Raw genomic sequence first — 24,923 nt, 5'->3', positions numbered from 1 at the left:
CTGTAAACAGAAGCAAAACGGTAAGTTTCGGTATAACGTTTAAAAATCATACAACTGGAAGGAATTAGTTCCTAGCTCCAGCTGATTAGGTCGAGCATTCTATCACATTAATATTCAATTAGGCTGAATTTACGACTAAAGAATGTATCGACAACATTTGTTGTGACGATAACGGTGACGTTGACCACGTTTAATGGATTTTCAGCGACGTTCATAAAAAAAGCCCGCATTTGCGAGCTTTTTATTACAATTTTGGGCTTAACCTAAAGTCGAAAGACTAACGCTTTGTCAGTAGCTCGTTGATTGCACCCAAGAATTGTGACGGATCTTCCATTGAGCCCTTTTCAGCCAGCATCGCTTGCCCAAGTAGCAACTCAACCCAACGACCAAACGCTTGCTCGTCTGCTTCATCGGCCATCTGTTTAACCAGAGCGTGCTCAGGGTTAATCTCGAAGATGTACTTCACTTCAGGCGCAGCTTGACCAGCAGCTTCAAGAAGCTTAGCCATTTGCGTGCCCATTTCGAAGTCGTCCGTTACTACAACCGCAGGTGTTGTTGCTAGCTTGAAGGTCGTACGAACTTCTTTAACACGACCACCTAGGTAAGATTGAGTGCGCTCTACAACAGACTTGAACTCTTCTTCAGTCTCTTTCTGCTTCTCTTTCTCTTCTTCACCTTCAAACTTGCTTAGATCTAAGCCTGCTTTTGTGATCGATTGGAATTGTTTGCCATCAAACTCAGTTAGATAGTTCATTACGTACTCATCAATGCGATCGTACATTAGAACCACTTCAATACCTTTCGCTTTGAACTGCTCCAAGTGTGGGCTGTTCTTAGCTGCAGCGTAGCTATCCGCTGTTAGGTAGTAAATCTTATCTTGGCCTTCTTTCATGCGTTCAACGTAAGATTCAAGGCTGATGGTTTGTTCAGCAGAATCCACTTCCGTTGACGAGAAACGGAGTAGACCAGCGATCTTCTCTTTGTTCGCCATGTCTTCAGCTGGGCCTTCCTTCAATACTAGGCCGAACTCTTTCCAAAACTCTAGGTACTTGTCATTGTCATTCTTTGCCATGCGCTCAAGCATAGTTAGTACACGCTTGGTACATGCGCCACGAAGAGACTGAGTTACCTTGTTGTCTTGCAGGATTTCACGAGACACGTTCAATGGCAGATCGTTTGAGTCGATCAGACCGCGAACGAAACGCATGTAAGATGGCATGAACTGCTCTGCGTCATCCATGATGAATACACGCTGCACGTAAAGTTTCAAGCCACTCTTGTGGTCACGGTTCATCATGTCCCAAGGTGCTTTCGCTGGGATGTAAAGCAAGCTTGTGTAGTCGTTCTTACCTTCAACCTTGTTGTGGCTCCACGTCAGTGGATCAGCAAAGTCGTGAGATACGTGCTTGTAGAACTCTTGATACTCTTCTTTCTCGATATCAGATTTGTTACGAGTCCAAAGCGCTTGCGCCTTGTTAATCTGTTCCCAATGCTTCTCTTCGGTGTCTTTACCTTCGTCATCTTTCACGGCTGTGAAGATAGAAACAGGGATACCGATGTGATCAGAGTACTTACCAATCACTTCACGCAGGCGCCATTCGTTTAAGAACTCTTTACCGTCTTCACGCATATGCAGAATGATGTCAGTACCGCGAGATTCTTTAGTGATGTCTTCGATGGTGTAATCGCCTTCGCCAGCAGAGTGCCATTGAACGGCTTCATTGTTTGCTAGGCCAGCCGCACGAGTGCGAACCGTTACCGCGTCAGCAACGATGAACGCAGAATAGAAACCCACACCAAATTGACCAATCAATTGAGAGTCTTTGCTTTGGTCTTCAGATAGCTTTGAGAAAAAGTCTGCTGTACCTGATTTAGCAATCGTACCTAAATGCTCAATAACGTTGTCACGGCTCATGCCGATACCGTTATCAGAAATCGTTAAGGTGTTTGCTTCAGCATTGAATGAAAGTTTCACACCTAAATCAGCATCACCTTGGTAAAGGTCACCATTAGATAGAGCTTGAAAACGAAGCTTGTCAGCCGCGTCAGATGCGTTAGAGATCAGCTCACGTAGGAAGATTTCCTTATTTGAATACAGTGAGTGAATCATTAGATGAAGTAGTTGTTTTACTTCAGATTGAAAGCCACGAGTCTCTTTATTTTGCGTTGCCGTTTCGCTCATTTTTACTCCAAAACATCTATACTTTATGTTGAATAACCATAGGGGGAGTAACACTTGATGCCACTCTTATGTTCATTAACATGAGGATGACAAATGTAAATTCAAGGTCAAAAATCATAAAAACACTGTTTTTTTGATCTGTTTTTATTATCCTTGAGTCTGATAAATATAAAAGAACATAAAAGAAGCCATGATTTGGTGAAGAATTAACTGAACTTCACCTGAGATTTGTCTATTTCGCACCCCAAATCATCCAAAAGTAGAAGAATTCAATGAGCAATATCGGCACAAAGTTTATTCTCGCACAGCGGTTTGTCTTCGATCCAAACAGCAACTCACTTGTTGACCAAATGAGCGACGGCGAAGTCGTACGCCTTGGCAGCAATGAAAGCCGCATTCTCCTGATGCTGTCAGAAAGACCCAATGAAGTTATCACTCGTAATGAATTACACGAGTATGTTTGGCGAGACCAAGGCTTTGAGGTTGATGACTCTAGCTTAACGCAAGCAGTATCGACACTAAGAAAGATGCTGAAAGATTCGACCAAATCTCCAGAATTCGTAAAGACCGTGCCTAAACGCGGTTATCAATTTATTGCAACCGTTGAGCGCTCTGCCCCACTTTCATCAAATGATCAGCCAGTAGCTGCTGAAATTACCGAAAATGACGTAGAACCTATCTTGACGTTTGCAACGCCTGCAGCGACTGAAGAAACGATCACTGAAACGGTTGAATCAGAGCCAATTGCAAAAGTTCAAGAGACCAAGGTAGAACTAGAACCAGCAACCGCTCCTGTTACGGCTCCCGCTAAAAACACCAATAAGTGGCTAACATTTTGGTTACTGCTTGCCGCCTTCATCATGCCGATTCTCGTTTTGACGTTTACCAACCCGGCAGAGTCCGAGTTCAAAACATTGGCTGAAATAGATGGCGTAAAGGTTCAATCACCGATTAACCACCCAGATCTTAGCAGTTGGCTGCCAGCGATAGAGAAGTGTGTATTACGTTACAACACGAATCACACTGGCATGCTAAAGCCGACTGAAGTGATTGCAACAGGTGGGCAAACCAATAACCTTGCCCTCAACTACATTCACCCGCAAGAATACTCAAGCGAAAATGTAACTCTAAGAATTTACGCAAACCAGTCGGATGTAAACGACATTTGTAACGGTGGTCAGTAACATGAAATTAAAAGTATCGATTATTTTACTGGTTCTATCTGCATTTTTGAGTGGTTGGTTGTATTGGGGCAGCGATGCAAAAGTAGAGCGCTTGCTCACTCAGCATGAATGGCAATCTAAGATGGTGACGCTGATTAGCGATAACAAGCAAGCTGACTCAATCGGCCCACTTCGTAGAGTTGAACTATCATCGAATGCGAAGTACCTGCCAAATGGTACATATTTGAGAATGTCAGTGGTTAGACTTTACGGTAATCAAACTGAGCCTGCGAATGTCATCAACATCTCTGAAACGGGTCAGTGGGATATTAACGACAACTACTTACTGGTTTCGCCAACGGAGTTTAAAGATGTGACTTCGGCTCAGCGCCAAGACTTTTCAGAAGAGCAACTAGAGCTTATCACTCAAGTCATTAAGATGGACGCAGAGCAAAGCCGCCGCATAGACATTGTTAACCCGAAGGCACTGTTACTGACTAGCTTAAATCATGGTTCTACCGTATTGTTTTCGAACTAAAATCGAATAGCTCTTTACGGCATAGTAATAAAAAAGGAGCATGATGCTCCTTTTTTATTACCCTTAGCATCTGTTTTTTCATTGATGCAGTGATATTGGTATTAAGAATTTACTCGCATTTAAAAGGATTACCCATGAGTACAGAGTCAGATCAAACAGCTTCCCCTATCGCTAAAGCAACAATCACCATACACTATTGCCGTCAATGCAATTGGATGCTTCGTTCTAGTTGGCTATGCCAAGAGCTACTGCATACCTTCAGTGAAGAAATTGAACAAGTCAGTTTACATCCAGACACAGGAGGCAGGTTCGAAATCTTTTGCAATGGTGTGCAAATCTGGGAAAGAAAAGCAGATGGCGGCTTTCCTGAGGCGAAAGTTCTGAAGCAAAGAGTGCGAAACATCATTGCTCCAGACAGAGACCTCGGCCACGTAGACTCAAAATAAGCCCTTTTACCGCCGATCCAATGGTTTAAAGCTGGCCACTCACGAGAGCATCACCTTCAAGGCTAATGACTTTGAAGGTATTGTTTTCATAGATGCCATAGCTCGCCGCGTGTCCCTCTCGTGGGAATGTCACCGAGCTAGGATTAAAGATAAAGATGTCATTTTGGTATTCGGCGACAGGAATATGGGTATGGCCGTGTGCAATAATATCGCCTGCCTTCAGCGCAGGGCGTTTATTGGTATTGTACAAATGACCATGGGTTAAGAAGATACGTTGGCCTGATTCTAATAGCACCCACGAGTAATCCATCATCATTGGAAAAGCCAACAACATCTGATCCACTTCGCTATCGCAGTTACCACGAACGGCAATGATCTCTTGAGAAAACGCATTCAACTTATCTGCAACCGCCGGCGGGTTGTATCCCTCTGGGATCGGGTTTCTTGGACCATGATTCAGAATATCACCCAATAGAACCAAATATTGTGCACCAGAGGCTTGGTATAGCTCTAATACTTTTTCTGTTGCTGGCAGCGAACCGTGTAGGTCTGAAGCAAAAAATAATTTCACACGTACTTCTCCATAAAATTTATCAGCCTATTGTACGTATCAAAATGCTACACGTCATCTCTCGCCATACCGTTGATTACGATATTATTGTAACTAACCATACCGACTATCTTGTTGTCACAAACGACTGGCGCACGACTGATACCAAAGCGTTCAAATAGGCGAGCGCAGTATTTTACGTTCATCTCAGCAGACACGCTTAGCGCTGGCTTGGTCATGATCTCATAAACATTGGTTCGCTTCGGAGAACGGTTCTTAGCCAGTACTTTCTTAGCAATATCATTCATCAATACGATGCCGTATTCGTCATCTTCGTGGCGCTTATCGACAATGATGGCTTTCACTTTATGCTTCTTAGCCATCTCTATCGCTTCTAACACTGTAGTTAGCCCATCAATAATCACATAGGTGTTGGCCATTACGTCACTGACTCGAATCTTGTCATTGGTATTCATAGTTCATCCTCCACAACCTTAGTTAATGTCTCGACCTGGTGTGCAACCCCGACTGCATCTTCGACATCAATCTGCACTGCTATACCTTGTCCCGATTCTTGGTCAAACTCACCCACGTCACTAATTCTTTCGAGAATATGCCTTGCTAGATGCTCCTCGACGACAAACAGCAACACATCTTTTTGCACCTCTAACGTTAAGCCAAAGAAGGTGGTTTTTTGGTTTAAGCCCTGCCCTCTGGCATTATTAATCACGGTTGCTCCGGTTGCGCCCGCATCACGCGCGGCATCGAGCACACTGTCTGTCTTGCTCTCTTCTACAAACGCTAAGATAAGTTTAAAGCGCATCTTTGCTCTCCTTAGAGGTGTGTAAACGGTTTAACCATTGTGTTATTTGGGCATAGCTCATCACTGAAATAATGGGAAATAAGCTGGCAAAAGCGATCAATCCAAAACCATCAATGACAGGGTTTCTTCCTGGTACGGTTGAAGCAAGCCCAAGCCCGAGCGCTGTCACCAAAGGGACTGTCACCGTTGATGTGGTTACACCGCCCGAGTCATAGGCCAATGGAATAATGAGTTTTGGGGCGTAAAAGGTTTGAATGACCACGACGACATAACCAAAAATGATGTAGTAATGGATCGGGTCTCCAGCAACAATCCGATAGCTTCCAAGCGAGATACCAATAGCGACACCCAATGCCACGGCGATTCTCAGCCCATTAACACTGATACTGCCGCCCGAGACTTGATTCGCCTTAATTGCCACAGCAATCAACGAAGGCTCGGCGATTGTGGTGCTAAAACCAATACAGAATGCAAAAAGATAAACCCAATAATAGTCAAACCAAGCCAACGTAAGGCCAGAGCTGACCTTAAACTCAGTCAGGAAACTTAGCTCGGTCAGTTGCATGGCCATCGTCTCCCCTAAGGGAAACAGTGCAAGTTCCAATCCCATCAAGAAAAGAGACAAACCAAGGATGACGTAAAAGAAACCAATCAGCACCTTAGCTAAATTGTTCACAGGCTTACGTAATACCGCCAACTGAAAACCAAAGATGATCACCGCAATCGGAATTACATCCATCACGGTATCTAAAAAGGTGTCGATAAATTGCTGCACACTGATCATGTCACCACCATCCCATAAACCATGACAAACATCATCGGCAACAACGAAGCAAATGCAATCAATCCAAAGCCATCAATCATAGGATTTCGTCCTTTAATCGCCGAGGCTAACCCCACCCCCAGTGCCGTCACCAGTGGAACGGTGATCGTCGATGTTGTCACTCCACCAGAGTCATACGCAATCCCAATAATGTTTTCCGGGGCAAATGCAGTAAGCACCACAACTCCAATATAGCCACCGATGATCATGTACTGAATTGGCCAACCTTTTAAGATTCGCAGCACCCCAAGTAAAATAGCGATACCGACAGACAATGCTACGGTGAAACGCAGACCATCTGCATATTCTTCCATTTCATCTAACGTATTAGGGATGACGCCTCCCTCGGCGGCCACTTCCGCGGCTTCGGCCGCCACTGCGGTTAACGCAGGTTCGGCAATGGTGGTACCAAAACCTAAACAGAAAGCGAAGGTCAATAGCCAGAACACACTGCCCTTTCGCGCAAAAGCTTGAGCCATCGATTCGCCAATCGGGAACAACCCCATTTCAAGGCCAAAGATAAAGAAAGTCAGACCAAACACCACCAGCACTAAGCCAGTTAGAATTGATAACAGATGAGGAAGTGGCTCTTGCAAGACTGCAAGCTGGAAAAAAGCGATCACCGCCACGATCGGCAATAGATCTCTCAGGCTACCTAACATGGCTCGAAACAAAGCAAGCACCGCCGTCATCGCAATTCCTTGTCGCTGATTATGAGTTACTAATAATCATGGCAAATCCTTATCATTCCTTATGTGATAAATATTACGCAGTTGGTAACATATCCGAGTAAAGCCCATAAATGTGATAGCGGTATACTTCCTAGCCAAATGAATTTTATTTCACTCATTCTTAAATTTAAAAGGCGTAATTCGGGGATCACACTATTGAAACCAACTGATCGTTATAGTGATTTTTTCGTATTGATTGGCGATTAAAAACAAGCCGTGTCTATAATTATGTTTAATAGGGAGATTGGTATGAAGATATTGTTAACGGGTGGTACTGGATTTATTGGATCTGAATTGGTCAAGAGTTGGAACACTGACGACGTAACATTGCTGACGCGGAGTCCTGAAAATGCGAAACAAAACCTAAACCACCTCAACCAGAACAATCTTCATTACATTCAATCCCTTGATGAGCTCAGTGATCTCAATGATTTTGACGTTGTAGTCAACCTCGCAGGTGAACCGATTGCAGATAAGCGTTGGAGTACAGAGCAAAAAGAGAGAATCTGTAATAGTCGCTGGCACATCACTGAAAAACTGGTCGAATTAATTCAGGCCAGTAGCAACCCACCACAAGCTTTTATTAGCGGGTCAGCCGTAGGTTACTATGGTGACCAACAACAACACCCGTTTGACGAATCACTGCAAGTAGAAGATGAAAGCTTTCCTCATAAAGTGTGTGCTCACTGGGAAGAGATAGCTAAGAGAGCACAATCAGAAAGCACACGCGTGATACTATTGCGAACAGGGATTGTGCTTGGCGAAAATGGCGGTGCACTCAAGAAGATGCTTATGCCGTACAAGCTCGGAGTAGGCGGCCCATTAGGCTCTGGGGAACAATACATGCCTTGGATTCACATGCTTGATATGGTGAGAGCCATCAACCACTTATTGTCGATTCCTCACGCTCAAGGGGAGTTTAATATGTGTGCTCCGCACCCTGTCACCAATAAACTGTTCAGCAGCACACTAGCCAAGCAACTACGCCGACCGCATTTCTTGTTCACTCCGAAATGGGCTATGTCGCTTCTGATGGGAGAATCATCTTGTTTGCTATTTGACAGCATTCGATCCAAACCGAAGAAGCTCACTGAAACGGGATTCAACTTTAGTTACTCTAGGATCGAACCTGCATTAAAAAACTTGTTACAACATCAAGACTAATTCTTTACCCTAGAGCGATAGAGACTCTAATAAAGGATTAAGTGTGAACAAGTCGATTCTTATTACCGGTTGCTCAACAGGTATTGGCTATACATGTGCCCATGCACTTCAAAAGCGCGGCTTTCATGTCATTGCATCTTGTCGTGAACCACAAGATGTTCAACGCCTTCAAGATGAAGGTCTCACCTGCATTCAACTCGATCTTTCCAACCAAGAAAGTATTGAAAATGGTGCCAAGCTTGCGATTGAACTCGCACCTGACGGGTTGTATGGATTATTCAACAACGGTGCTTACGGCCAAGCGGGGGCGCTAGAAGACTTACCGACTCAAGGCCTCAGAGAGCAATTCGAAACCAACTTCTTCGGCTGGCACCATCTTGTTTGTCAGATCCTTCCGCATATGCGTGAACGTGGCGAAGGCCGAATCGTACAAAACAGTTCAGTGTTAGGCTTCGCCGCTATGAAATATCGCGGTGCTTACAACGCTTCAAAGTTCGCTATTGAAGGTTGGACTGATACTCTACGTTTAGAACTACATGGCAGCGGTATACATATTTCATTACTTCAGCCCGGCCCTATCGATACCCAGTTTAGAGCCAACGCCCTAAAGGCCTTTAATAAGTGGATACGCATCGAAGGCAGTGTCCACCAAGAAGCTTACCAACAACAAAAAGACCGACTTGAAAAAGAGTCGTCGAACAACGCTTTTGTCCTGCCTGCTGAAAGCTGCATTGAACCCGTTTTTCATGCGCTGACTGCGAATAAGCCGAAGTTAAGGTACCGAGTTACGACACCAACCAAGGTATTCGCTGTGTTAAAAAGGCTTCTACCAAGCCGCTTGCTAGACCCTATTTTAAGAAAAGCAGCATAAATTAGTAACTTTGAATGCACAGTCGCAAACTTTAATGTAACGATGTAATTTATTCGTAACAATAAGATGTCATGATTTAGCCTATCTCATCAATTATTCCCAATTGATGAAGCTACTTCTGGATATTTCATGACTTTAAACCGCCTTAATTGGGTAGGTGTGAGTTTGGCTATTACGTTGTTTATTCTGTTTTGAATATCTTAAGTAATACCTCACTGACCACCTCAATGAGAACGCTGTGTCTTCCGTGTTGAGATAACAACTCTATCAACATTGAAGCATGGCGTTTTTCTATTTTTGGCGCTTTTTATCTGAGATAACTGAGTTAGATCTTGAAGTTACCGACTTCTCACCCCATATTTGCAACGTATCCACAAAACAAACCTCAAGGAACGTAAATGCAATCTCCGCATATTGTTGAACTTAATGAGCAGAACTTTCGTCAAGTATTAGAAGGTTCGATGCAGACCCCTGTACTCATCCATTTTTGGGCACCAATGAGCCAAGAGAGCGCCCAAGTCATTCCTGAACTCCAAACATTAACTCAGCAATACAACGGTGCTTTCACGTTAGCCCTACTGAATTGCGAGCAAGAACAAGCGATTGCTAGCCAGTTTGGTGTTCAAGCACTGCCTACGATTGCACTGTTTGTTAACGGTCAACCTGTCGATGGATTGGGTGGTCCTCAAAGCTTAGACGCGATTGTAGAGATGCTAAGCAAACACCTTCCTAGTCAAGATGAACTCGCGCTGCGCCAAACTCTTGAGTTAATGCAAGCAGGCGATCACACTCAAGCTCTAGCAGCAATGCAGCAACTTCCAGCTGAGCTTACAAGCAAAGGTGAAGTAAAACTGGCGATAGCAGAGTGTTTGTTAGAAACACAACAGTTTGACCTTGCTGAAACTCAGCTAGCAACCATCCCTCTTGAGTACCAAGATAATTACTACAAAGGCTTAGTTGCGAAGCTTGAACTTCATAAACAGGCTGCAGACAGCCCTGAGATTCAAGCCCTAGAATCCGCTCTTCAGCAAAACCCAAGCGATGCTAAAACGGCCTCTGAATTAGCACTGCAATACCACCAAGTGAACCGTAGCGAAGAAGCAATGGATCTACTGTGGTCTTTCCTAGCAAAAGATCTTAATACTCTCGATGGTGACATGAAGAAAGAATTCATGGATATCTTGAGTGCGCTTGGACAAGGTAACGCGGTTGCGAGTAAATACCGTCGACAGTTGTACTCTCTGCTTTACTAGTCAGGTTCTGTAACAGCTGAGTCGTAAGTTAACTATCAAATCTAAATTCAAGCAAATCCACCTATTAGATTTTCGAATGTAAAACATCACAATGGGCCATAAAATCAATGTTTTATGGCCCATTTCTCATTTATAAATTTGCCCCACCTTTAAATATGCGCCAGTATGAGTAATAAACATTCAAAAACTTAAACTTGCAAAGGACTTTGTATGCCTATTGATACCTTGATTACTATTGGCGTCTTTACTGCCGTCGCACTGTTATTTATTTTCGCCGGCGTAAAAACCGTTCCACAAGGCAACAACTGGACCGTTGAACGCTTCGGACGATACACACATACTCTCAAACCGGGTCTTAACTTAATCATTCCATTTATTGATAAAGTTGGACAGCGCATCAGCATGATGGAGCGTGTACTCGACATCCCAGCACAAGAAGTCATCTCTAAAGACAACGCGAACGTAGTTATTGATGCGGTGTGTTTTGTTCAGGTTATCGACGCCCCTAAAGCAGCTTATGAAGTAAATGACCTTGAGCACGCGATCCGTAACTTAACCCTCACCAATATCCGTACTGTACTTGGCTCGATGGAGCTGGATGAAATGCTCAGCCAACGTGACATGATCAATACCAAATTGCTTAACATCGTCGATGAAGCAACTAATCCTTGGGGCGTAAAAGTTACGCGTATTGAGATTAAAGACGTACAACCGCCAGCCGATCTTACCGCTGCAATGAATGCTCAGATGAAGGCAGAACGAAACAAACGTGCTGATATCTTAGAAGCAGAAGGCGTAAGACAAGCAGAGATCCTAAAAGCAGAAGGTCACAAGCAGTCAGAAATCCTGAAAGCGGAAGGTGAAAAACAAGCTGCAATACTTCAAGCCGAAGCTCGTGAACGTGCTGCAGAAGCAGAAGCGAAAGCGACAGAAATGGTATCGACGGCGATTGCTCAAGGCGACATGCAAGCTGTAAATTACTTTATTGCACAAGGCTACACCGACGCACTGAAATCAATTGGCCAAGCAGAAAACGGCAAGATCATCATGCTACCGCTTGAAGCAACAGGCCTAATGGGTTCTGTGGCTGGTATTGCAGAGATGTTTGCACATAAGAATGACAAAGGTAGTAAGGACTAACTTATGGTCGAATTACTAGAACAAGTAAACCACTGGCACTGGCTGGCATTTGGTCTAGCACTGCTTGCACTTGAACTGGTTGGAACCGCTGGTTACTTTTTATGGATAGGCATATCTGCCATGTTGGTCGGTGCACTTTTGGGTGCTCTACCAATTGGTTGGCAGATGCAATGGCTGTCCTTTGCAAGCTTCTCACTTATCACGACTTGGTTGTGGTGGAGAAGACAACTCTCGAATGACAAGCAATCGGATGCAGGGCGAGAGTTAAACCAAAGAGAAAAGCAACTGGTAGGTCAAACCGTTATTCTAAGTGAAGACGTAAAGAAAGGTAGCTGTCGAATTAAGTTCGGTGACTCTTCTTGGTCTGCAAAGGCGAGTCAAGATATTCCATCTGGCACCGAAATTAAGATTGTCGCTTTAGACGGAATAGTTCTAATAATAGAACCTTTATAATCAAGTGCTATATGGAGCCTGCATTTTCAATAAATGCAGGCTTTTTCTATTTTTGAACCTTAATAATATTCGAATTATCATTGCGATAGATTGAATTGAAAAAAAAATAAGTTCTTATTTCGTAAAGCTAAAAAGTTTGATTAAGCTAAAAAGGTATAAGAAAGCCAGATTTCTTGCCCAAGATATATATGAATAATTAGCCTGACTCTCGCTTAATTATAATTATTAAAAATGTTAAGTCCGTCCAATTTTTGAAATTTTCTTTCCCTTGTCCATACTTTCATTTATCTCAATCAGAGATAAACCTAATGGAGTTTGTATGAGACATTTTTTAATCATTCTAACGGCTATTTTCAGCTTATCATTCGGAAGTGCTCTCGCGAGCAGTCAGTCTCCTGGTAACGGAAACATGGGGCCAATTGTAAAATGCTCAGATGGTAATGCAGTCACTCACGTACCATTGCTGATCTGTAAACATTACGGCGGAAAAGTGCTGTGATAGGAGACTAAAGTCAGGCTAGTAATGTAATTGCGGCCTGACGATTCTTTTTAGCTGACATAACCTAACTGCGGCCAGATAAATTGTTTAAGATAGGACATTCCGTTGAAGCATCACCAGGGCAATCATGAACCCAAGATTGCAGTTGAGCTTTCATCTTATTTAATTCAGCAAGCTTCAACTCTATTTCGTCTAACTTCTGCGTTGCCTTCTTTTTTACCTCGTAGCTTTCTCTATCGGGGTTCATTGCCAAATCAACTAGTGCTTTACACTCATCAAGGGTAAATCCAACCATTTTAGCTCTTAGTACAAACTCCAACTGTTCGATGTGAATCTCGCCGTATTGCCTATAGCCGTTTTCTGAACGATGTGGAGGACTCATCATGCCTTTACTTTCGTAAAAACGAATGGATTTCGCTGTTGTACCAACACGCTTCGCTACTTCACCAATATTCACAATCTTACCTGTAAGCCTAAAATGAAAAACCGCAGTACTGCTGTTATACAATACTGCGGTTGAAAAACATAGCTAGAGACTTACGTTAGAAGCCTACTCTTGCTCTAACAGCCAAATCATAGTTTGAGATTTTTCTTCGCTATCTAGCTTATTAAACCAATATGAAACCATTTCGATTTCTTTTGAGCCTTCTAGTGATGCAGGGTTAGCGTTCTTACGGTTCTTGAATGCCCAATCTGTCACTGCAGATTGTTCTTCTTTTGTTGCTTCGCCGTACCAGTAGTTAACCATCTCTTGTGCTTGCGAGGCTTTTGGTTCCTCTGCAGAAACTGCTGCTACTGGCACTGCAGCTAAAGGAGCAACCGCAATAGCTGTATGATTATTCGCACCGTTGTAGATTGTGTCGATATACGCTTTCGGCACAATAAAAGTTGTACTCATTGTTGAGTTTTGTCCATCAAGCGTAAACTCTAAATTCTTTTCTCTTGATTGCTGAATGTCAGCATCACTTAATGGAAATTTAATATATTGAGTCTTTGTACAGTGCTCACTGCAGCTTTCTCTTGGAACTTGTCTCTCTTCTAGCTCTATCGTCTTACCAAAAAAGCTAACAGTTTCGTACTCTTTATAACTTTGGAAGTAGCTTACATCCATAGTGATTGAAGATTCTGGAGCTGAATTCTGTGTTACTTCTTTGTTATACGTAAAGTAAAGTGACGATTTCAGGATATCCGCCCCTACATTAGCTTTACTTTCAGCCACATAAGATTGTCCAGTCACTTGAATGTAACCACCTTTTGGCTGTACATCTGCAACTGAGTCTGCAAAATTACTTTGTGAATCGAGTGAACTACAAGCTCCCAAAAATAATGATAATACAACTACACTAACTTTATTCATTATGACTAATTCCTTATGTTCACTATGGAAAAACGCTGGCAAACAAAATTTACCAGCGTTTTGATTTTTATCTAACTGTTTAAGCTAAAGATTCTAGCTTAGAAACCGTACTCAAGACCAACGCGAGTTACGATATCTGTATCAGCGTCACCAACAGTACGACCCGCTACACGTAGGTAAGGTACGAAACCGTTATGAACAGCCATTAGCTGACCAGAAATAGTGTTGCTGTCTGAGTTAGCATCTTTAGAACCATTTGTTTCAGACTCAAGGTTAGCTGCGTAACCTAGTTTGAAACCGATTGGACCATTCCAGTATTGACCAATGATTGAGTAAGAATCTTGAGTCACTTTACGGATTCCGTTATCTAGCTCTTCACCTTTATATGCTGCTGCGATACCGAAACCAGCTGGTAGACTAGCTTCAAAACCTACGATGTATGCGAATGTATCGTCATCGTAACCAGCTACAGTATCAGTTAGGTAAATTTCACCTTTAGGCGTAGTTACGTTGCCGTTTGCATCTTTAATGTCTTCTTGAGCTACAACATACTCACCACCAGTCTCCGCTACTACACGAGTACCAGATTCAACCGCACCCATGAATGTTACTTTTTCGAAGCTGTACTTAGCACTTGCACCAACAAAGTTTGCATCACGAGTCGCTGCACCGCCACCGTTGTCGTTATCATCACGACCAACAGAAGCTGCAAAAGAGAAACCACCAAATTTAGCTGAATCGTAACGTACTTGGTTAGATTGACGATCGTAGTGACCGTTGATGCCGCCCCAATCGAATACAGAACCTAAACCAGGGTTAGAGAATGGCCAGTCGACGATTTCGTATAGTGGTGTAAGAACACGACCCACACGAAGGTTACCCCAAGAGCCAGAAGCACCAACGAACGTATCACGGAAACCTAGAACACCACCTGAAACGCCACCGTGAGACCAGTCTGTGCTATCTACGTAGCCAGATTCGATCTGCATTGTGATAGTAACGTCTTCAAACATATCTTTGTGAGCACGGAAGCCGATACGAGATTCGTTCTCTACTGCGTAACCAGAGCTAGAGTCATTGTTGTCAGTTGTGTTGTAGTTCACTAGAGAGATAGCTGCAACACCGTAAACGTCAACGTTGAAGTCAGAGTTGATACCAACTTCTTTCGCCATTACGCCTGTCGATAAAAGTGCAACAGATGCACCTAGTAGAGTACGTTTGAAAATTTTGTTTTCCATGGAATAAAACTCCTAAAAATGGATATAGCTGTTTGAATATTCCCCGCCTAAAGTTGGCCGCCGTAGAGAGAAATACCTTTTCTTGTTTGAGAACCCTAAACTCTGAATTCTCTATTTCCTTTCTGGTTATACACATCGTGTGCATCCATGGCATTAAGACTAACTTCGCCCTCAAAAAGATCAATGAGAACTTAATTTTCACCTAAAAAAATATGAGTTGGTGCAAATTTAGTAGGTACTTAGTGATCCAGATCGATAAATTGTAAAGCTCACAACCAAAAACAATAAAAACAATAAATATCAACCACTTGAATGGAGTGCGCTCTTATAAAAATAGAAGTGACTCGCATTTTTGATACAACTACAATGGTATTTCATTAATGTTGAGCTGCGTCACTGTCCTGATTTTAGAGTTCGTATAGGAACAAAATTCTCAACAATTAAAAAGCCCTAATTTTTATATCAGAAACAAAAAAGGCACTCCCTTGAAAGGAGTGCCTTTGAGCTTTTTTTATCTGTATTTACTTACGAAATAAGGGCTATTAGATCTTCTTCTGTTCTTATTTCGATACCTAAATCTTGTGCTTTAGTTAATTTAGAACCCGCAGCTTCACCGGCAAACAAGATGTCCGTTTTCTTCGATACGCTACCCGTCACTTTCGCACCTAATGCTTGTAACGCAGCTTTAGCTTCACTTCGACCTAATTGCGACAATGAGCCTGTTAACACAACGACTTTACCTTCTAATGGTAGATCTTGGTCATCGGCAGCTTCTTCGATGATTGGCCAATTCACACCTAGCTCTATCAGCTGATCGACGACCGCTCTGTTTTTCTCTTGTGAGAAGAAGCTGGTGATATGGCTAGCAACGATGTCACCAATATCTGACACTTCAACTAATTGTTCATGAGTAGCTGCTTGAACCAGTTCCAGCGTCTTAAAGTGTTGCGCTAAGTTCATCGCTGTCGCCTCACCGACTTCACGAATACCGAGTGAATAGAGGAAACGCGCTAACGTCGTGTCTTTAGCTTTATTCAACGCACTCACGACGTTCTGTGCCGATTTAGGCCCCATTCGGTCAAGAACAGTAATCACGCCAGCACTTAGCTTAAATAAATCAGCAGGTGTTTCGACCATTTCACGGTCCACAAGCTGCTCAATAACTTTCACGCCCAGTCCATCAACGTCTAGCGCCTTTCTAGAAACAAAGTGTTTAAGTGCTTCTTTACGCTGCGCCTGACAGACTAAACCGCCAGTACAACGCGCTACAGCTTCACCTTCTACACGCTCAACCGCAGAACTACATACTGGGCAAGCATCAGGGAAAACAATGTCTCTAGCCGTTTCAGGGCGACGATCTAGTACAACAGCCACTATTTGTGGAATAACGTCACCTGCACGGCGAATAATAACGCTGTCTCCTACCTTCACGCCTAAACGCGCAATCTCATCGGCATTGTGTAAAGTGGCATTGCTGACTGTCACGCCGCCAACGAAGATAGGTTCCAGTTTAGCAACCGGCGTAATAGCGCCAGTACGGCCCACCTGGAACTCAACATCGTTAAGCAGAGTGATTTCTTCTTGCGCTGGGAATTTGTAAGCAATCGCCCAACGAGGAGCCCTAGCAACAAAGCCAAGTACTTCTTGAGCCGCGATATCATCGACTTTAATCACCACGCCGTCGATTTCATAAGCTAGTGCATCACGACGAGTCATAATATCTTGGTAATAGGCTTTTACGTCTTCAAGAGAGCTCAATTGCTTGGTCTCAGGACACATAGGTAGACCCCAACCTTTAAGCTGTAAAAAGCGTTGGTAGTGACTATTTGATAGCTCAGCACCTTGTACAACACCGACACTGTATGCGTAGAAAGCCAGTGGACGCTTCGCTGTAATACGAGAATCAAGCTGACGCAGGCTACCTGCAGCGGCATTACGTGGGTTAACAAAGACTTTCTCGCCTTTCTTCAGCGCCATTTCGTTCAGTTTATCGAAGCCGGCTTTTGGCATAAACACTTCGCCACGCACTTCAATACGTTCTGGCCAACCTTCGCCTTGTAGCTTAAGTGGAATTGAGCTAATCGTACGTACGTTTTCCGTGATGTTTTCACCCGTTGCGCCATCACCACGAGTCGCCGCTTGAACTAATGTCCCGTTCACGTAAAGCAAGCTCACAGCGAGGCCATCGAGTTTAGGCTCGCAACAGAAAGTTTTAAGGTTCGCGGTTGGTGCTCTATCGGACATACGCTTATTGAACGCATCCAAGTCTTCGTCAGAGAATGCATTGTCTAGAGAAAGCATTGGGATTTCGTGAGTCACTTGCGTGAAGCCATCTAAAGGCTGACCGCCAACACGTTGGCTTGGTGAATCCACCGTAACAAGCTCTGGATTCTCTTCTTCGATCTTTAGCAATTGCTGCATTAATCGATCGTACTCGACATCAGGGATCTCATGGCTATCTTCTACGTAATAACGAACGGCGTGATAATGCAGAGTTTCTCTTAACTGCTCTAAGGTAACTTGAATCGATTCTTTCATATCATTCTCTGTCGTGATTGAAATATCAAAAAGGGCTCCCTTAGGAGCCCTTTTCTATAAATATAGATTATTTACAAGGCTAAACAATACGGCTAGGCGTTCGATGCCGTCATAAAGTCTCTGATTTGCTTGCGGTAATCAGATAAACGGTTTGGTGTCATTAAGTTACGTGACTCATCCAATACGTTTCCGCCCATATCATCAGCAATTTTCTGCGCCGCACTCAACATTACATTGAAGTTTTGATCAGCCTGACCGTAACAAGGTAACGTCATAAAGAACGAAATACCTTTAGTCGTGAAGTCAGCAGGGTCGTCATGTTCTAGAGTACCTGGCTGCATCATGTTCGCTACGCTGAAAATAACTTTTGGTTCGTCACTCGATTGTGCAAAGCAGTGGTAGATAGACATCTCACCATAAGTTAGACCGTTGTTTTCCATGCTGCGGAACAGCTCAGTACCCACGAATGGGATCTCTCCAGCACAGTGAACATTAAGAACGATAACTTCTAAACCAAGTTCTTCATCTGACTTCGCTTCTTCAACAGGCGCACTTTGCGGAGTAACAACTTCTTTCGCAACAACAGGCTCACCAGGGGTGAACGTTTCGTTTGGAACAAGTGGCTCATCAACCGTCTCAGAAGTTTCTTCAAACGAACCGTACTGCTCTTTAAAGCCTGCATGGTTTTCTTTTTGTTCGTCGGTCAACTCAAAGCTTGGAACTTCAGGCTCAATAACCTTCTCCTCCTTAAGCTCTTCCGGTTCACTTTCAACCTTGATTGGGTCTTCAACGCTGAAAGAAGGAAGATCATTCAATTCGATGTCGTCTTCGTGAACTTCTTTCACTTGTGGCGCTGTAAGCGGATCTGAATCGATTAGAGGATCAGTCGCAGATGGCGAAACAGCAAAATCCGGTTCTTTGCGTTCTTTTCGGATTATCTCAAAATCATCTTCTGGGGCGAATGAACGATTTGGGATAGTTTCTGCTTCATCTAAGCTATCGTTATCAAGCTTACCAAGCGGCTTATCTCCAAACTTTGCTTTCCCTTCTTTTTTACTCGTCCATAGACCATGGAACAATAATGCGGCGATAGCTAATGCGCCAACAATAATGAGTACAAATCGCAATTCCTGCATTTTTCGCTCTCAGCTTTCTTAGTCAACTAGCGATAAACACGCTGTCACTAAGTTGGTTTAATTTGGCTAATCTCACTACTCTATCAAAAGTAGCTACTATTTTAGAACAACTTAATACAATTAGTTCCTTACATGGTGTGATTTTCACCACGCTTTTTTTCTTAATTTTGGTCGAGTACACTAGACATGTTTGCTATTTAATCAAATTCACATGTGACCTAATTTAAATATGACTATTGAATCTGTTCCCCGCTCCGGCTTTGGCTATTTTATTTTCGGAATAAAAATCGCCTTGTCGCCGAGCATTCGTAAGTTTGTACTCATGCCACTTATCGCGAACGTGTTACTCGTTGGCGGTGCTTTGTTTTATATCTTCTCCAACCTAAACACTTGGATTGAGGGTTGGATTGGTACATTACCAAGCTTCTTATCGTGGTTGTCATACATTTTATGGCCATTACTTGTGTTAACCGTATTGGCCACTTTCTCGTATTTCTTTAGCACCCTCGCGAACTTCATTGCCGCGCCTTTTAATGGATTGCTCGCTGAAAAGGTAGAAGAGTTACTCAGTGGCAAAAAAGTCAATGACGATGGTTTACTGGATGTACTCAAAGATACACCACGTATTTTAGCGAGAGAATGGCGCAAGCTTGTCTACGTTCTGCCAAAAGCGATAGGTTTATTCCTACTTTTGTTAATTCCAGCACTAGGGCAAACCGTTGCACCGTTTTTATGGTTCATTTTCACAGCATGGATGTTAGCGATTCAATACGCCGACTACCCATTCGATAACCATAAAATCAAGTTCGATGACATGAGAAACAATTTGAAACAAAAACAAGGTAAGAGCTACAGCTTCGGTGCGCTTGTTTCTGTTTTCACGACCATTCCAATTTTAAACCTGATTGTAATGCCCGTTGCCGTTTGTGGCGCAACAGCAATGTGGGTTGCTGAGTTTAAAGACCAAGCCCTACGCTCACGTCTATAACCCTTCTTAGTTTCGCCTATCTTTTTGAAGTTCTGATTTCAATAAAGATAGGCGTGAATTCTGCTACATATCTATATGATATAACTTTTTAATCCTTTTACCTTTTTTTCAACTTGTTTAATCTAAATTCAAGCTGAACAAACATCGAAAGACACTAGACGGTAAAGTGATTGATATACTACGTTTAGTTCTGTCATTAAATGAAGGAATATCGCATGAGCAAGATCTACGAAGACAACCCCCTAACGATTGGTAACACACCTCTAGTCCGCCTTAACAAAGTAAGCAAAGGTAACGTCCTAGCTAAGATCGAAGCTCGTAACCCAAGCTTCAGTGTTAAGTGTCGTATCGGTTCAAACATGATCTGGGAAGCAGAAAAAGCAGGTACGCTGAAGCCAGGTATTGAGCTTGTTGAACCGACTAGTGGTAACACTGGTGTTGCTCTTGCATTCGTAGCTGCAGCGCGCGGTTACAAGCTAACACTAACGATGCCTGAGTCAATGAGCCTAGAACGTCGTAAGTTGCTTAAAGCGCTTGGCGCAAACCTAGTGCTGACTGAAGCGCCAAAAGGCATGAACGGCGCGATAGCTAAAGCAGAAGAGATTGTTGCTTCAGATCCAAGTAAATACCTACTACTACAACAATTCAATAACCCAGCAAACCCACAAATTCACGAGCAGACGACTGGTCCTGAAATTTGGGAAGCAACAGACGGCGAAATCGACGTGTTTGTAGCGGGTGTTGGTACGGGTGGTACTATCACTGGTACAAGTCGTTACATTAAAGGTGAAAAAGGCAAAGCGATTACTTCAGTAGCAGTTGAACCAGCTGAGTCTCCAGTCATTGCACAAGCGCTTGCAGGCGAAGAAATCAAGCCAGCTCCACACAAAATTCAAGGTATCGGTGCAGGTTTCATCCCTGGAAACCTAGATTTAGATATTATTGACCGTGTTGAATCGGTAACTTCTGAAGAAGCGATTGAGATGGCTCAACGCCTAATGAAAGAAGAAGGTATTCTTGCAGGTATCTCATCTGGCGCGGCAGTTGTAGCTGCGAACAGAATCGCAGAACTACCTGAATTTGCAGGAAAAACTATCGTTACCGTACTACCAAGCTCTGGTGAGCGTTACCTAAGTACAGCCCTATTTGCTGGCATCTTTACGGAAAAAGAGAACCAACAATAATATGTGGTCAAATCAATTTTTCGTCCAAAAAAGCCCCGTTTAGGGGCTTTTTTGTTGATCCCTGCCCCACCTTTGGTAATATCGGGTCTGTTTTATTTTTCGCTTCAAAATAAAAGAAGCAATAAACAAATTCTGAAAGTCATGAGTACTCAACAAAAGACGACCATGGCTGGATAAAAATTTATAACCAGTCTAAGTTCTAACACGAACATGGCGTACTAGCCTCTAGCGCATTTGGGCTAAAGCAGTTAAGCTAATCTGGTTACAAACTTACAAAAAATAAATTAATTGGGGTATATAAAATGTACGAGAAGCAAGTAGAAATCACAGCAGAAAACGGTCTTCACACTCGTCCAGCTGCACAGTTCGTTAAAGAAGCAAAATCTTTCGACGCTGACATCACAGTGACTTCTAACGGCAAAAGCGCTAGCGCGAAAAGCCTGTTCAAACTACAAACTTTAGGCCTAGTAAAAGGTACTAACGTTACTATTTCAGCTGAAGGTCCTCAAGCTCAGCAAGCAGTTGACCACCTAGTTGCTCTTATGGATCAACTACACTAATACGGTCTCCTTCTTTCAAAGCCATTTTGCATAGCAAAGTGGCTTTGTTCGAAATAGATAGGAATAAGCGCGACATTAGTCGACGACTTAAAGTCACACACTCTCCCGTTTACAGTTGAACAACTAAGGTAAGGCTATGATTTCAGGCATCCTAGCATCTCCTGGTATTGCTTTCGGTAAAGCACTACTACTTCAAGAAGATGAAATTGTCCTAAACACTCAATCTATCTCTGACGACCAAGTTGAAGCAGAAGTACAGCGTTTCTTTGACGCTCGTAACAAATCTTCTCAGCAACTTGAAGTTGTTAAGCAAAAAGCACTTGAAACTTTTGGCGAAGAAAAAGAAGCAATCTTTGAAGGCCACATCATGCTGCTTGAAGATGAAGAGCTAGAAGAAGAGATTTTAGCACTCATCAAGAAAGACAAAATGCACGCAGACAACGCGATCCACACTGTGATCGAAGAGCAAGCTGTTGCACTAGAGTCTCTTGATGATGAGTACCTAAAAGAACGTGCAACTGATATCCGTGATATCGGTACTCGTTTCGTTAAAAATGCTCTAGGCATCAACATTGTATCTCTAGCAGACATCAATGAAGAAGTTATCCTAGTAGCTTACGACCTAACGCCATCTGAAACTGCACAAATCAACCTAGACTACGTTCTTGGTTTCGCTTGTGACATCGGCGGTCGTACATCTCATACTTCAATCATGGCACGTTCTCTTGAGCTTCCAGCTATCGTTGGTACTAACGATATCACTAAGCAAGTTAAGAACGGCGACATGCTTGTGCTAGACGCGATGAACAACAAGATCATCATCAACCCTTCTGAAGCTGAATTAGCGGAAGCTAAGAAAATCAAAGCAGATTTCGAAGCAGAAGCGGCTGAACTAGCAAAACTAAAAGATTTGCATGCTGAAACTCTAGACGGTCACCGTGTAGAAGTTTGTGGCAACATCGGTACAGTAAAAGACTGTGACGGTATCCTGCGTAACGGCGGTGAAGGCGTTGGTCTGTACCGTACTGAATTCCTATTTATGGACCGTGACGCGCTTCCTACTGAAGAAGAGCAATACGTTGCTTACAAAGAAGTAGCTGAAGCAATGGAAGGCGAGTCAGTGATTATCCGTACTATGGATATCGGTGGCGACAAAGACCTACCATACATGGACCTTCCACAAGAGATGAACCCTTTCCTAGGCTGGCGTGCAGTACGTATCAGCTTGGATCGTCGTGAAATCCTACGTGACCAACTACGTGGCATCCTACGCGCATCTGCACACGGTAAACTACGTATCATGTTCCCAATGATCATTTCTGTTGAAGAGATCCGTGAACTGAAAAAAGCAATCGAAGAGTACAAAGTTGAACTTCGCGATGAAGGCCTAGCTTTCGATGAAGAAATCGAAATCGGCGTAATGGTTGAGACTCCAGCTGCTGCTGCAATCGCACACCACCTAGCGAAAGAAGTATCTTTCTTCTCTATCGGTACTAACGACCTAACGCAATACACTCTTGCGGTAGACCGTGGTAACGAAATGATTTCTCACCTATATAACCCACTATCTCCTGCTGTTCTTACAGTAATCAAGCAAGTGATCGACGCATCACACGCTGAAGGTAAGTGGACTGGTATGTGTGGTGAACTTGCTGGTGATGAGCGTGCAACGCTACTTCTTCTTGGTATGGGTCTAGATGAGTTCTCTATGAGCGGTATCTCTATCCCTAAAGTTAAGAAGGTAATTCGTAACTCTAACTTCGCTGAAGTTAAAGCTATGGCTGACGAAGCACTATCTCTACCTACAGCTGCAGAAATTGAAGCTTGCGTAGAAAAATTCATCGCTGAGAAAACTCAGTAATCGCCAAATGCTTAATAAAGTTAGACGGCTAAAAATAGTCGTCTAATTTGTTAGATTGGTATAGTATATTCTACAGAATAAAACTAAACGTTAGGAGCATGACACAATGGGTCTGTTTGACAAACTGAAAAAGCTTGTATCTGATGACAGCGCTGATGCTGGTGCAATCGAAATCATCGCACCTCTTTCTGGTGAAATCGTAAACATCGAAGATGTGCCAGATGTAGTTTTCGCTGAAAAAATCGTTGGTGACGGCATCGCGATCAAACCAGCTGGCGACAAAATGGTAGCTCCAGTTAACGGTACTATCGGTAAGATCTTCGAAACTAACCACGCATTCTCTATCGAGTCTGACGACGGTGTTGAGCTTTTCGTTCACTTCGGTATCGATACTGTTGAACTTAAAGGCGAAGGCTTCACTCGTGTAGCTGAAGAAGGTCAATCTGTTAAAGCTGGTGACACTATCATCACTTTCGACCTAGCGCTTCTAGAAGAGAAAGCGAAATCTACGCTTACTCCAGTTGTTATCTCTAACATGGACGAAATCAAGGAGCTGAACAAGCTTTCTGGTTCTGTAACTGTTGGCGAAACTCCAGTTCTTAAAGTAACGAAGTAATCTCGATTACTTATCTGCTTTAATGAAAACGCTACCTAAGGGTGGCGTTTTTTGTGCCTGCTGTTTTTTTCAATACCTCAGATAGCAATACTGACTATCACACCAAAACTCTTCTCCAAGCTCCCTCAAAGAATCACAACCACACTGACCGTTTGCGCCCTACTATCCAACTAGGTTTTGACTAAACGTTATTAAGCGCTATTCAATGCATTTCGCCTATACATCAAATTACACTTGTGATGTGTAACAAACAGCAGTTCTCTGATATCTCGTTCTACTCGATTCTGAGATGACGACTAAAGACTTCGATTCAGGTAAGCAATAGAAGATCAATACCACCCTGTAGTCGTCATTCCCTACAGTGAGGAAAAAGCGTGATAGGGAATCTCGCTTTTGCTTCTGTTTACCCGCACTACACTTTTCCAAATACACCTTCACCAAATTTCAGGCAATAAAAAACCCAGCCGAAGCTGGGTCTGTTTAGCGCTCATCTCTCACCACGAGCTAATTTGTGGAAGCCTAACGTTAACGCTTATGATCAAAAGTACTTATGGTCAACGTGGCCTTTCAATAGATTAACCTAGTAAGCTAAGTGCCGAGTTCGGTGCTTGCTTCGCTTGAGCAAGAATCGAGCTTGAAGCTTGAGAAAGGATCTGAGACTTAGTCATCTGAGTCGTTTCTTTCGCGAAATCGGTATCTTTAATACGGCTCTTAGATGCGTTAACGTTCTCGTTAATGTTGTCTAAGTTGCTGATAGCGTGGTCGAAACGGTTTTGGAAAGCACCTAGCTCAGCACGGTGGCTGTCTAC

26 protein-coding genes are annotated in these 24,923 nt (G+C 43.2%); 14 read left to right on the top strand and 12 right to left on the bottom strand.

What is annotated here, in order from left to right; genetic code table 11:
- Positions 1-277: 277 nt before the first annotated feature.
- Positions 278-2,182 (bottom strand): molecular chaperone HtpG, encoded by a 1,905-nt coding sequence (htpG, locus tag ACED45_RS02265; protein ID WP_371713252.1) that lies wholly within the window; start codon positions 2,180-2,182, stop codon positions 278-280.
- 272 nt (positions 2,183-2,454) lie between these two features.
- Here htpG and ACED45_RS02260 point away from each other — a divergent pair, with 272 nt between their 5' ends.
- The 3 genes from ACED45_RS02260 to ACED45_RS02250 all read left to right on the top strand — a co-directional run bounded on the left by ACED45_RS02260 (position 2,455) and on the right by ACED45_RS02250 (position 4,329).
- Positions 2,455-3,366: a transcriptional regulator gene (locus tag ACED45_RS02260; protein ID WP_048660862.1), complete on the top strand. Its 912-nt coding sequence runs from the start codon at positions 2,455-2,457 to the stop codon at positions 3,364-3,366.
- A 1-nt stretch (position 3,367) separates the two neighbouring features.
- A complete protein-coding gene (locus ACED45_RS02255) occupies positions 3,368-3,883 on the top strand; it encodes a regulatory protein ToxS (RefSeq protein ID WP_017066005.1) in 516 nt (171 codons plus the stop codon).
- A 134-nt stretch (positions 3,884-4,017) separates the two neighbouring features.
- The gene (locus ACED45_RS02250; protein ID WP_165886706.1) at positions 4,018-4,329 is read left to right on the top strand and encodes a SelT/SelW/SelH family protein; all 312 of its coding nucleotides are present in this window, start codon (positions 4,018-4,020) and stop codon (positions 4,327-4,329) included.
- A gap of 25 nt (positions 4,330-4,354) precedes the next feature.
- Here ACED45_RS02250 and yfcE read toward each other — a convergent pair whose 3' ends face one another.
- From yfcE to ACED45_RS02225, 5 genes are read right to left on the bottom strand one after another with little or no spacing between them, the layout of a single operon-like run.
- Entirely contained in the window at positions 4,355-4,900 is a 546-nt protein-coding gene (gene yfcE / locus ACED45_RS02245; protein WP_371713251.1) for a phosphodiesterase, read from the bottom strand.
- 47 nt (positions 4,901-4,947) lie between these two features.
- Positions 4,948-5,355 carry a CBS domain-containing protein gene (locus tag ACED45_RS02240; protein WP_048660865.1) on the bottom strand — a complete coding sequence of 136 codons (408 nt, stop codon included), beginning with the start codon at positions 5,353-5,355 and terminating at the stop codon, positions 4,948-4,950.
- Positions 5,352-5,702 carry a P-II family nitrogen regulator gene (locus tag ACED45_RS02235; RefSeq protein ID WP_048660866.1) on the bottom strand — a complete coding sequence of 117 codons (351 nt, stop codon included), beginning with the start codon at positions 5,700-5,702 and terminating at the stop codon, positions 5,352-5,354. Before ACED45_RS02235 ends, ACED45_RS02240 begins: the two co-directional genes overlap by 4 nt.
- A complete protein-coding gene (locus ACED45_RS02230) occupies positions 5,692-6,486 on the bottom strand; it encodes a DUF1538 domain-containing protein (protein ID WP_371713250.1) in 795 nt (264 codons plus the stop codon). Before ACED45_RS02230 ends, ACED45_RS02235 begins: the two co-directional genes overlap by 11 nt.
- Positions 6,483-7,217, bottom strand: coding sequence for a DUF1538 domain-containing protein (locus tag ACED45_RS02225; RefSeq protein WP_048660868.1), 735 nt, complete (start codon positions 7,215-7,217; stop codon positions 6,483-6,485). The genes ACED45_RS02230 and ACED45_RS02225 overlap by 4 nt, the downstream gene beginning before the upstream one ends.
- Before the next feature lie 288 nt (positions 7,218-7,505).
- Between ACED45_RS02225 and ACED45_RS02220 the strand changes: the two genes are divergently transcribed.
- From ACED45_RS02220 to ACED45_RS02195, 6 genes are all read left to right on the top strand, one after another.
- Complete coding sequence (locus ACED45_RS02220) at positions 7,506-8,420, top strand: TIGR01777 family oxidoreductase (protein WP_048660869.1); 915 nt, start codon at positions 7,506-7,508, stop codon at positions 8,418-8,420.
- A 43-nt stretch (positions 8,421-8,463) separates the two neighbouring features.
- Complete coding sequence (locus ACED45_RS02215; RefSeq protein ID WP_123961864.1) at positions 8,464-9,291, top strand: SDR family oxidoreductase; 828 nt, start codon at positions 8,464-8,466, stop codon at positions 9,289-9,291.
- Positions 9,292-9,689: 398 nt separating this feature from the next.
- Positions 9,690-10,544 carry a co-chaperone YbbN gene (locus ACED45_RS02210; RefSeq protein WP_371713248.1) on the top strand — a complete coding sequence of 285 codons (855 nt, stop codon included), beginning with the start codon at positions 9,690-9,692 and terminating at the stop codon, positions 10,542-10,544.
- Positions 10,545-10,754: 210 nt separating this feature from the next.
- Positions 10,755-11,684 carry an SPFH domain-containing protein gene (locus ACED45_RS02205; RefSeq protein ID WP_017063395.1) on the top strand — a complete coding sequence of 310 codons (930 nt, stop codon included), beginning with the start codon at positions 10,755-10,757 and terminating at the stop codon, positions 11,682-11,684.
- 3 nt (positions 11,685-11,687) lie between these two features.
- Complete coding sequence (locus tag ACED45_RS02200; protein ID WP_048660872.1) at positions 11,688-12,137, top strand: NfeD family protein; 450 nt, start codon at positions 11,688-11,690, stop codon at positions 12,135-12,137.
- A 319-nt stretch (positions 12,138-12,456) separates the two neighbouring features.
- Complete coding sequence (locus ACED45_RS02195) at positions 12,457-12,636, top strand: hypothetical protein (protein WP_017061927.1); 180 nt, start codon at positions 12,457-12,459, stop codon at positions 12,634-12,636.
- 64 nt (positions 12,637-12,700) lie between these two features.
- On the opposite strand, the gene cueR is transcribed toward ACED45_RS02195, so the two are convergent.
- From cueR to zipA, 5 genes are all read right to left on the bottom strand, one after another.
- Entirely contained in the window at positions 12,701-13,093 is a 393-nt protein-coding gene (cueR, locus tag ACED45_RS02190) for a Cu(I)-responsive transcriptional regulator (RefSeq protein WP_048660873.1), read from the bottom strand.
- A 93-nt stretch (positions 13,094-13,186) separates the two neighbouring features.
- Positions 13,187-13,993 (bottom strand): DUF2057 domain-containing protein, encoded by an 807-nt coding sequence (locus tag ACED45_RS02185; protein ID WP_371713247.1) that lies wholly within the window; start codon positions 13,991-13,993, stop codon positions 13,187-13,189.
- A gap of 98 nt (positions 13,994-14,091) precedes the next feature.
- On the bottom strand, positions 14,092-15,231 hold the full coding sequence (locus ACED45_RS02180; protein WP_048660875.1) for a porin: 1,140 nt from the start codon (positions 15,229-15,231) through the stop codon (positions 14,092-14,094).
- A gap of 525 nt (positions 15,232-15,756) precedes the next feature.
- On the bottom strand, positions 15,757-17,769 hold the full coding sequence (gene ligA / locus ACED45_RS02175; protein WP_371713246.1) for an NAD-dependent DNA ligase LigA: 2,013 nt from the start codon (positions 17,767-17,769) through the stop codon (positions 15,757-15,759).
- A gap of 92 nt (positions 17,770-17,861) precedes the next feature.
- A complete protein-coding gene (zipA, locus tag ACED45_RS02170; protein WP_102479244.1) occupies positions 17,862-18,905 on the bottom strand; it encodes a cell division protein ZipA in 1,044 nt (347 codons plus the stop codon).
- Between the two features lie 229 nt (positions 18,906-19,134).
- On the opposite strand from zipA, the gene cysZ reads away from it, so the two are divergent.
- The 5 genes from cysZ to crr all read left to right on the top strand — a co-directional run bounded on the left by cysZ (position 19,135) and on the right by crr (position 24,114).
- Positions 19,135-19,893, top strand: coding sequence for a sulfate transporter CysZ (cysZ, locus tag ACED45_RS02165; RefSeq protein ID WP_371713245.1), 759 nt, complete (start codon positions 19,135-19,137; stop codon positions 19,891-19,893).
- Positions 19,894-20,108: 215 nt separating this feature from the next.
- Positions 20,109-21,077, top strand: coding sequence for a cysteine synthase A (gene cysK / locus ACED45_RS02160; protein WP_371713244.1), 969 nt, complete (start codon positions 20,109-20,111; stop codon positions 21,075-21,077).
- Between the two features lie 302 nt (positions 21,078-21,379).
- Complete coding sequence (locus ACED45_RS02155) at positions 21,380-21,637, top strand: HPr family phosphocarrier protein (RefSeq protein WP_004734263.1); 258 nt, start codon at positions 21,380-21,382, stop codon at positions 21,635-21,637.
- Positions 21,638-21,773: 136 nt separating this feature from the next.
- Positions 21,774-23,498, top strand: coding sequence for a phosphoenolpyruvate-protein phosphotransferase PtsI (gene ptsI, locus ACED45_RS02150; RefSeq protein ID WP_371713243.1), 1,725 nt, complete (start codon positions 21,774-21,776; stop codon positions 23,496-23,498).
- 106 nt (positions 23,499-23,604) lie between these two features.
- On the top strand, positions 23,605-24,114 hold the full coding sequence (gene crr, locus ACED45_RS02145; protein WP_004737851.1) for a PTS glucose transporter subunit IIA: 510 nt from the start codon (positions 23,605-23,607) through the stop codon (positions 24,112-24,114).
- A gap of 575 nt (positions 24,115-24,689) precedes the next feature.
- Here crr and ACED45_RS02140 read toward each other — a convergent pair.
- Positions 24,690-24,923 (bottom strand): flagellin (locus ACED45_RS02140; protein ID WP_371713242.1); only part of this gene is annotated, 234 nt, incomplete at its 5' end.

Origin of the sequence: Vibrio crassostreae (genome assembly GCF_041439375.1) — a bacterium.
Classification (GTDB): Bacteria; Pseudomonadota; Gammaproteobacteria; order Enterobacterales; family Vibrionaceae; genus Vibrio; species Vibrio crassostreae_D.
Note: the sequence above shows the minus strand (reverse complement) of the source record. Positions and strands in the feature narration are given on the sequence as shown.